The sequence below is a fragment of the Kitasatospora sp. NPDC048715 genome, assembly GCF_043198905.1.
Taxonomy (GTDB): domain Bacteria; phylum Actinomycetota; class Actinomycetes; order Streptomycetales; family Streptomycetaceae; genus Kitasatospora; species Kitasatospora lactacystinica.
In genome coordinates, this window is the sequence record NZ_JBICVH010000008.1 from 108,046 (window position 1) to 117,245 (window position 9,200).

General features: G+C 71.7%; 8 protein-coding genes. 7 read left to right on the plus strand and 1 reads right to left on the minus strand.

Annotated features, from left to right (window positions below; translation table 11 throughout):
* Positions 1-12: 12 nt before the first annotated feature.
* Positions 13-594 carry a GNAT family protein gene (locus tag ACGFSC_RS17080; RefSeq protein ID WP_359898881.1) on the minus strand — a complete coding sequence of 194 codons (582 nt, stop codon included), beginning with the start codon at positions 592-594 and terminating at the stop codon, positions 13-15.
* Positions 595-701: 107 nt separating this feature from the next.
* Here ACGFSC_RS17080 and ACGFSC_RS17085 point away from each other — a divergent pair, with 107 nt between their 5' ends.
* From ACGFSC_RS17085 to ACGFSC_RS17115, 7 genes are all read left to right on the plus strand, one after another.
* Positions 702-1,940, plus strand: coding sequence for an MFS transporter (locus ACGFSC_RS17085; RefSeq protein WP_359898879.1), 1,239 nt, complete (start codon positions 702-704; stop codon positions 1,938-1,940).
* A 248-nt stretch (positions 1,941-2,188) separates the two neighbouring features.
* Positions 2,189-3,502 carry an AMP-binding protein gene (locus ACGFSC_RS17090; protein ID WP_359898877.1) on the plus strand — a complete coding sequence of 438 codons (1,314 nt, stop codon included), beginning with the start codon at positions 2,189-2,191 and terminating at the stop codon, positions 3,500-3,502.
* On the plus strand, positions 3,499-4,863 hold the full coding sequence (locus ACGFSC_RS17095; RefSeq protein ID WP_359898875.1) for a hypothetical protein: 1,365 nt from the start codon (positions 3,499-3,501) through the stop codon (positions 4,861-4,863). The genes ACGFSC_RS17090 and ACGFSC_RS17095 overlap by 4 nt, the downstream gene beginning before the upstream one ends.
* Positions 4,864-5,067: 204 nt before the next feature.
* Entirely contained in the window at positions 5,068-6,273 is a 1,206-nt protein-coding gene (locus tag ACGFSC_RS17100; protein ID WP_359898873.1) for a cytochrome P450, read from the plus strand.
* A 3-nt stretch (positions 6,274-6,276) separates the two neighbouring features.
* On the plus strand, positions 6,277-6,501 hold the full coding sequence (locus ACGFSC_RS17105) for a ferredoxin (RefSeq protein WP_359898872.1): 225 nt from the start codon (positions 6,277-6,279) through the stop codon (positions 6,499-6,501).
* A 212-nt stretch (positions 6,502-6,713) separates the two neighbouring features.
* Positions 6,714-7,994: a lipase gene (locus ACGFSC_RS17110; RefSeq protein WP_359898870.1), complete on the plus strand. Its 1,281-nt coding sequence runs from the start codon at positions 6,714-6,716 to the stop codon at positions 7,992-7,994.
* An 11-nt stretch (positions 7,995-8,005) separates the two neighbouring features.
* Positions 8,006-9,034, plus strand: coding sequence for an alpha/beta hydrolase (locus ACGFSC_RS17115; protein WP_359898868.1), 1,029 nt, complete (start codon positions 8,006-8,008; stop codon positions 9,032-9,034).
* Positions 9,035-9,200 lie beyond the last annotated feature (166 nt).

The window sequence follows — 9,200 nt, forward strand, 5'->3', positions numbered from 1 at the left end:
GACGTGCGGACGTCATCCCCGGGCGACCTGAGTTCCCTCGGCGATGACGTCCGCGCCGGCCCACTCGGTGCCCAGCATCGCGTACACGGCCAGGTCCGCCCGCTGCCCCTTGAGCATCTCGCCCTGTACGAAGAACGCCTCCCGGCGCATGCCGAGACGCTCCATCAGCCGCATCGACGAAACGTTGTTCCCGTTGCACATGCCGACCACCCGGTGGAAGCCGTACCGCTCGAACGCCAGCCGCAGCACCTCGCGGCCGGCTTCGGTGGCGTACCCGCGGCCGCCGTGGTCGGGGTTCATCACGAAACCGATCTCGGCGCGGCCCAGTTCGGCGCTCAGCCAGTCCAGGTTGAACTCGCCGATGAGCCGGCCGGACTCGCGCAGCTCCACCGCGACGGCCAGGTTGTCGCCCTCCCCCGCCAGCTCGGACTCCGAGATCCTGGTGGCCAGCGCGGTGCGCGTCTCCTCGCGGGTGCGGGCGTCCCACAGCAGGTACCGGGTCACGTCCGGACGGCGCTGGATGTCGTGCAGGTCGTCGATATCCGCCTCGGTGAAGGAACGCAGCACCAGCCGGTCAGTGACAACAGGATCCACGGGTGAGACTCCGAATTGGATTATTCGATGAATGGTCCAGCGGATACTAGCATCCGAAAATCGGCATTTAGGGGAATCGTGAACACCTTGTTCCGCGGAGTACGCCGGTGATCCGTCGACTGCCGTTGATCGCACTCGTCGCCGCGTGCGGCGTGTCCTCGTGCGGCGCGACGATGACGATGATCGCCCTTCCCTGGTTCGTGCTGTCCAGAACCGGCAGCGGCCTCCAGACCGGGGCCGTGGCCGCCGCCGAAACGCTCGGGCTGGTCCTCTCGGTGGTGCTGGTCGGCCCGCTGCTGGACCGGTACGGCGCGTGGCGCGGCAGCATCATGGCCGACCTGGCGGCCTCCGTCGCGGTGATCGCGATCCCGGCCGCGGAGGCACTGGACCTGCTGTCGCTGCCGGTGCTCGTGGTCCTGGTGTTCGGGATCGGCGCCGGGCGAGCGCCCTCCCGCAGCGCCAAACAGGTGCTGCTGCCCGCCGTGCTGGCCGCGACCAGCGTCCGCGTCGAGCGGGGCACCAGCGCGGAGGAGTCCGCGCTGCGCACCGGAGACCTGCTCGGCGCGCCGCTCGGCGGCATTCTGATCGGGCTGATCGGACCCACCTGGGTCCTGCTGGCCGACGGCGCGGCGCTGCTCACCGCGGCGGCGCTGGTGGGCCTCCTGGTCCGGCCCGCGGCCGCCGCCGGGCCCGCGCCGGCCGGCGGCGCGCACGGCTACCTGCGGGAGCTCAAGCAGGCCGCCGAGCACTTCCGGCGCGACCGGTTGCTGCTGGTCATCGGCGTGCAGTGCGCGGCCTTGAACGCCCTCACCGTCGGGCTGCTCTCGGTGCTGCTGCCCGCCTACGGACTGACCGTGTGGCACGACAGCACGCTGGTCGGCGTGCTGATCGCCGCGTCCAGCGGCGCCAGCATCCTGGGCACGGCGCTGTACGGCTGGCTGGGCGACGGCGGCCGTCGGTGGCGGGTGTTCGCGATCTGCTCCCTGGTCTCCGGCGCGCCCGTCTTCCTGGCCGTGGCGGCCGACCCGCACCCGGTGCTGCTGGTGCTGGTGGTCTCGGCCTGCATGATGGCGAACGGCCCGATCAACCCGGTGATCGCCGCGGTCAAGTACGCCCGGGTGCCCGAGGGGCTGCGCGGCCGGGTGTTCGCGGCGTTCCACGCCTCGGCCAACGCGGCCATGCCGGTGGGACTGCTGCTGGCCGGGGTGCTGCTGGACGCGGTCGGGCCGACCGCCGCGGTGCTCGTGCTCGGCGGGCTCTGCCTGCTCGTTTCGCTGTGGCCGTTCGTGTTCCGGGTTTGGCGGGAGTTGGACGAACCGGAACGCCTCCCGTCGACGGTCGGATAATTCGCGCAACAAATGCCGCCCTCAGCAAAAAATACCGCCCCATAACGCAAAGAAGCCGGTCGTCCGGTCGTCCGACGGAATCTAGTGTTCGGGCGTCGACGGAATGGGAATGGGGCCACGCGAATGCCCGGTGCGGCCGGCCCGTCGGCGCCGGGGCCGCCCGGGCAGGAACGCGCGCGCTGCGCGGAGCGGTCCGGGCAGGCACGGCGATCGTGCGCGACGAGATCAGCACACAACGGAGGTTCCCGATGAACACCGGCATTCGGCTCGCCGCCGACCTGGACGCCATCAGCCGGGAGGAGATCGAGCGACTGCGGGCGCACAACTTCACGCGCTTGGTGGCCGCGGCCCGGCGCACGCCCGCGGTGCTGCGCCGCTGGCCCGGGCTCGACTCCGTGCACAGCCTGGACCGGTTGCCGGAGCTGCCCGTGCTGACCCCGTCCGCGCTGGCCGACGGCTGTCCGCCGCACTCGGTGGAGTTCCTGATCGACGGCGACCAGCCCGGCATGGTGCTTCGTTCCAGCGGGACCTCCAGCAAGGTCAAGATGATGTACCACTCCTGGGCGTTCAACGAGCAGGTGTCCGCGCTCGGCGCGCGCGGGCTGCGCGCGACCCTGCCCGAGCCGCCCCGCCGGGTGGCGAACTGCCTCTACGGGGCCGAACTCAACGGATCCTTCCTGTTCACCCAGGAGGTCGCTCGGCTGCTCGGCGCGCGGGTGTACCCCCTGGGCAACGTCACCAGCGTCGCGGAGACGGCGAAGATGATCTCCGAGCACGCGATCGACACCTTGGCCGCGCCGCCGGGGTACGGGGTGGACCTGCTCACCGGAACGCCCCCGGACCTGCTCGCCTCGATGCGGACCTACCTCTACATCGGGGAGAGCCTCGGCGCCGGCCGCACCGCGGCGCTCACCGCCGCCCTGCCCGGCCTGACGGTGCGCTCGCTGGCCTACTCCACCACCGAGACCGGGCCCATCGGCTACCAGTGCCAGTGGCTGTCCGGCAACGACCACCACGTGCACGAGGACGCGATGGTGGTGGAGATCGTCGACGAGGAGACCGGGCTCGCCGTGGCCGACGGCGAGGAGGGCGAGGTCCTGGTCACGCCGCTGAGCGACACCGGCATGGCCCTGTTCCGCTACGCCATCGGCGACCGGGGCCGGCTGAGCACCCAGCCGTGCCGCTGCGGCAGCCGGGCCTCCGTGCTCACCCTGCTCGGCCGGGCCCGGCAGTCGCTGAACGTGGACTCCGAGACCGTCTCCGCCGACCAGTTGATGTCGCGGCTCGCCCGGTTGGGCATCACCGATCCCGCCGACTGCCAGTTTCAGGTGCTCTGGACCGTCAACCGGTACCGGGTGCGGCTGCTGCTGTCACCGAGCACACCCGGGGACATCACCGTCGACGCGGTGGTCGCGGCCTTCGCGGACACCGTCGAGCTCAACCAGATCGTCACCGGCCCGCGCTGCCTGGGATTCACCGTGGAGCACGTCGAGCGCGGCGACTTCGAGCGCACCGAGCGCGGCAAGGTGCCCACCCTCTACCAGCGAACGGTCACCGCATGAACCGGAACCCCTGCCCCGTCACCCGGTCCTACCTGGACGAATGCGCCGCCGAGGGACGCGACGGCCTGCGCGGGGTCGTCGACCACCTGCGGTTCCCGCCGCACTTCACCGCGGCCTTCGACGGGCGGGTGCTCGGCCGGCCGCTGTTCGTCGAGGAGACCTCGATCCGCGGCGTCGCCGACCGGCTCATGCGGTTCCACGACCTGATCGTCTCGCTGCCCGGCCGGCTCCACGGTGGCGACGTGTTCGCCTACGGCGAGGCGCTCGGGCTCGACCGCCGGTCGGTGGAGATCGTCCGCCGGAACGGACTCGTGCCGCCGATCCCGTACGGCCGGGCCGACCTGCACCGCGACGGCGACTCCTGGCGGCTGCTGGAGTTCAACATCGGCGCCGACCTCGGCGGCATGGAGCGGACCGGCGACATCCCGCGGGCGCTGATGGACGTGCCCAGGTTCCGGGAGTTCGCCGAGAAGCACCGGCTGACCTACCCCGACATCGGGGCGGGCATCGCCCGCATGCTCACCCGCTGCGCCGAGAGCGTGTCCGCCGCCGGCACACCGGTGGTCGTGATGCTGGAGAGCAACGGCCGGGTGGCCCGGTACCGGAAGTACATGCTGCCCTTCCAGGAGTACATGCGGGGCAAGGGAATCGACCTGCGACTGGCCGAGGTGGGCGAGTTGAGCTCGCCGGGCGGGAAGATCCACCTGGACGGCACCCCGGTGGACGTGATCCTCCGCTACGTGTCGGTGGACCAGATCCTCGCCGACCCCGAGGTCGCCGCGGCCATGGAGCCGGTCTTCCGCGCCCACGAGGAGGGCCGGACCGTGCAGCTGACCCCGATCTGTACCGACCTGCACGGCAACAAGGGCATCCTGCCGATGCTGCACGACCCCCGGTTCCGGGCCGCCCTGGCCGAGGACGAGCTCGCCCTGGTCGACGGAATGCTGCCGTGGACGCGGTCGATGGCCGAGGGCACGGTCGAGGTGGACGGCGACGTGGTCGATCTGATCGACTACTGCCGCGCCCATCGGGAGGACCTGATCCTCAAGCCGAACAACGACGCGCGCGGCGGCGGCATCGTCGCCGGCTGGGAGACGTCCGACGGGGACTGGCGGCGGGCCCTGACGGAGTGCGACCGGCGACGGTTCCTGGTGCAGCGCAAGGCCCCGGCGCAGCCGGAGCCGGTGCAGGACGCGGAGACCGGCGAGGTGCGGGACTGGCTCGCGACCTGGGGCGTCTACCTGACCGACGAGGGGTACGCGGGCACCTACATCCGTGCGCTGTCCGAGTCCGCCGGCAGCGCGGTCGTCGGCTGGGACGCGCTGCCGCAGCTCACCGCCGTGTTCAGCTACCCGGCCTGACCCGTACTCGTGGGCGAGCCCGGGCGCGGCATTGCCTTAACCTTCATCCATTGCAACGATCCATTGCGTTCGAGTTCAGCGTCATTGCATCAATTTACCGCCGCTGAGCTGGAAAGACGCGTTCCACGCGATTGACGTCGAGTCAGAAACGGCCGTAGCTTTCCAGTTATCCGAACGTGCGGCAACGCGAAACGAGGAACGGCCATGGGTGAATCCCCGCACACCGTCACGACCATGCCGGTGGCACGCCGCCCCGGCTGTCCCTTCGACCCGCCCGCCGAGCTGACCGACGCCCGCCGGCACGCGCCGATGAGCCGCTACACCTTCCCCGGCGGGCAGCCCGGCTGGCTGGTCACCGGATACGACCTGGTCAGGGCCGTGCTGGCCGACACGAGGTTCAGCTCGCGCAAGGACCTGATGCTCCACCCGACCATCGACTACGGCGACTTCCAGATCCCGCCGGCGCCGCCCGGGGAGTTCGTCCTCATGGACGAGCCCCAGCACAGCCGCTACCGCAAGCCCCTGACGGGCAGGTTCACCGTACGGCGGATGCGGCTGCTCACCGAGCGCATCGAGCAGGTCACCACCGCCCGCCTGGACGCCATGGAGGCGGCCGGGCCCCCGGCGGACCTGGTGACCGCGTTCGCCAAGCCCATCCCCGCCATCGTGATCTGCGAGCTGCTCGGGGTGCCGTACGAGGACCGGGGCTCCTTCCAGGAGCAGGTCGACTCGTTCATGAACGGGGAGACGAGCGACGAGGACATGATGGCGGCCTACGCCTCGACCCAGGAGTACCTGGCCGAGCTGGTGGCCGCCAAGCGCGCCGATCCCACCGACGACGTGCTCAGCGACCTCACCGACAGCGATCTGACCGACGAGGAACTGAAGGGGATCAGCCTGATCCTGCTCGCGGCCGGTCTCGACACCACCGCGAACATGCTGGCCCTCGGAACCTTCGCGCTGCTGCGCAACCCGGACCAACTGGCCGCACTGCGGGGCGATCCCGCGCTCGCCGACCGGGCCGTGGAGGAACTGCTGCGGTACCTGAGCGTCGCCAAGACCTTCATGCGGACGGCCCTGGAGGACGTCGAACTCGGCGGCCGGACCGTCAGGGCCGGCGAGCGGCTGATCCTCTCGTTCAACACCGCCAACCGCGACCCCGAGCGCTTCCCCGATCCCCATGTGCTCGACCTGCGGAGGCAGGACGGCGGACACCTGGCCTTCGGCCACGGCATCCACCAGTGCCTGGGCCAACAGCTGGCCCGCATCGAGATGCGGGTCGCCTTCCCCGCGCTGCTCGACCGCTTCCCCACGCTGCGCCTGGCCGTACCGCCCGAGGAGGTCGCCCTGCGCCCGGAGATCGCGGACATCTACGGGGTGAAGAGCCTCCCCGTCACCTGGGACGCGTGATCGATGAGGATCACCGTGGACGCCGAACGCTGCATCGGCTCCGGAATGTGCGTCCTGACGGCCGGCGAGGTCTTCGACCAGCGCGAGGACGACGGCACGTCGTTCGTGCGGCAACCCGAGCCTCCGGCCGGGGCGTTGGACGCGGTTCGCGAGGCGGTCGCCCTGTGCCCCGCCTCGGCGATCAGCCTGTCGGCCGACCCGCGGCACCAGGGCGGGTCCGACGCATGACCGTCCGGCGGAGGAACGGCGAGGTCCTCCGCCCGGCGGGTGCGGACCTCGGCGACCGGTCTCCGTGAAGAGTGGAGCCGGGTCCCGCCCCCGGCCAGGTGGTGGACACCCATACCGGAACGCCGGAGGTATGTGACGCCTCCATAGGGATGGCACTGCGGCGTCCGTAGCGTGTCGCGCACTTGGCCCCCGGTGTGGAGGAGTGAACGCGTATGCGAAGGAACGGGCGTGGCAGGCGAAGAGGACTGGGCTGGGTGCTCGCGGGCGTCCTGGCGCTGGCCGGTGCAGCCGTCCCGGCAGGGCCGGCCGCGGCCGCGGTGCCGGCCAACCTGACCCTGGAGGCGACCTACAGCACCGTCGCCAACGGCTGGGACCGGGTCGAGCGCTACCTCGACACCACCACCGGCTTCCGGCAGGAGCAGTACCCGCCGGACGGCCGCGGCGACCAGGACGGCCAGCGGCTCACCTTCTTCGGCGGCGTCAAGCAGCCCTTCTCCGGCCGTTTCCTGCTCTACTCGGCCCCGGGCTGGAACACCGGCGCGCACCAGGTCCCGGTGCTGCTGGTGCACGGCGCCAACGACAACCCGGACCGCGCCTGGGCCAACCCCGGCGAGTCCGGCGGCTACGGCTGCGGCTCCATGTCCTGCCCGAACACCGGGCTGATGCAGAACCTGGCCGGGCGGGGCTACCGGGTCTTCGCGATCGGCTTCGCGCACAAGCAGGGCGACAACCTGATGCAGGCCCAGGAGGTCGGCGACGCCGTCGCGCTGATCCGTGCCAAGCTCGGCGTCCCGCAGGTGGACGTGGTGGGCTGGAGCAAGGGCGAGATGTCCTCGCGGGCCTACGTGTCCTCGGTGAAGCCCTCCTGGGGCCGCCCGTACGCGGGCGACGTGCGCAAGCTGATCACCCTCGGCGGCCCGAACGGCGGCTACGACTACCCGTTCGCGCACGGGTGGGCGCACGACTTCTCGATCTGGCCGCAGTGCGGCGGTGCCGTCAACGCCCCGTCCCCGCACCTGCGCATGACCTGCTACGGCACCTACACCGCGCACCCGGAGTTCTCCTTCACCCCCTCGGGCGGCTACGACAACTACCCGGGGCAGCGGCAGATGCTGGCCCGCTGGGACTCGGTGTTCGGCATCGACCAGACCCAGCAGGACTGGTACACGACCTACTACGGCGGCCAGGGCTTCTACACCGACGGCGGCGGCATCCAGGCCGCGATCAACGCCGGCTCGCTGATCGCCCCGCTGCACCAGGCCGGGGTGCCCTCCTCGGTGACGGCCTACCTCCTGGCCGGCGGCACGCCCAGCATCGTCGGGATCTTCAACGAGAACCGCGGGCCCAGCGACGGCGTGGTCTTCGTGGCCAGCGCGCTGGACACCACCGGCTACGGCACCGTCGGCGGCACCGCGCTGATCGCCCTCGCCAACCACCTGCAACTCGGCTGGGACAGCGCGGCGAGCGCGCAGGTCGCCGGCTGGCTGAACTGAGGACATCCCGGATGATCACCGACCGACTGATCGCCACCGACCGGCTCACCGTGGGCTACGCCGAGATCGCGGGCCGCACCGGGGAACCCGTGGTCCTGGTGCACGGCAACGTCTCCTCCGGCGTCTTCTGGCACTCGACCATGACCGGGCTCCCCGCCCGCTACCGCCCGCTGGCCCCCGACCTGCGCGGCTTCGGCCGCACCGAGCCGCTGCCGGTGGACGCCACCCGGGGCCTGCGCGACCACAGCGAGGACCTGCTCTCCTACCTCCGGGCGCTGGCCCTGGGCCCGGTCCACCTGGTCGGCTGGAGCATGGGCGGCGGCGTGGTGCTGCAACTGCTGCGCGACCACCCGGAGCTGGTCCGCTCGCTCACCCTGGTCAACCCGGTCTCCCCGTACGGCTTCGGCGGCACCCAGGGGGTGGACGGGCGGCTCAACTCGCCCGACGGGGCGGGCTCCGGCGCCGGCGGCGCGGCCCCCGATTTCGTCCGGCTGCTGCGCGAGGGCGAGACGGGCGCCGACTCGCCGTTCGCGCCGCTCTCGGTGCTGAACACCACCTACGTCAGCGAGCCGCTGGCGGAGCCGGACCACTACGTGGCGGCGATGCTGACCACCCGGACCGGGGAGGACCACTACCCGGGCGACAGCCGCACGAGCGAGGCCTGGCCGGGCTTCGGTCCCGGCGAACGCGGGGTGCTCAACTCGATGGCGCCGACCCACTTCCGGATCGACGGCCTGGAACTGGTCGAGCCGAAGCCGCCGATCCTGTGGATCCGCGGCACGGCCGACGTGATCGTCTCCGACACCTCGCTCTTCGACCTGGCCCACCTGGGCGCCATCGGTGCCGTCCCGGGCTGGCCCGGCGCGGACACCTGCCCGGCCCAGCCGATGGTGGCCCAGACCCGCGCCGTACTGGACCGCTACGCCGCCGCCGGCGGGCGGGTGCGCGAGGTAGCGGTCGAAGGCGCCGGGCACAGCGTGCAGTTGGAACGGCCGAAGGAGTTCCTGACGGCGCTGGTGGAGGTGCTGGACGGGGCCTGACGGCGGGACGGCCCCCGGCGGGTCGAGCGGTCCTGACGGACGGGGAAGGGCGGCCGGAGCGATGTGCTCCGGCCGCCCTCCTCGTGCTCCGGCCGCCCTCTTCGTGGTCGAGCCGCTCTCCTCGTGCGCCGTTCGACGGGTCCGGCGCGGCGCGGTGCCACCGATC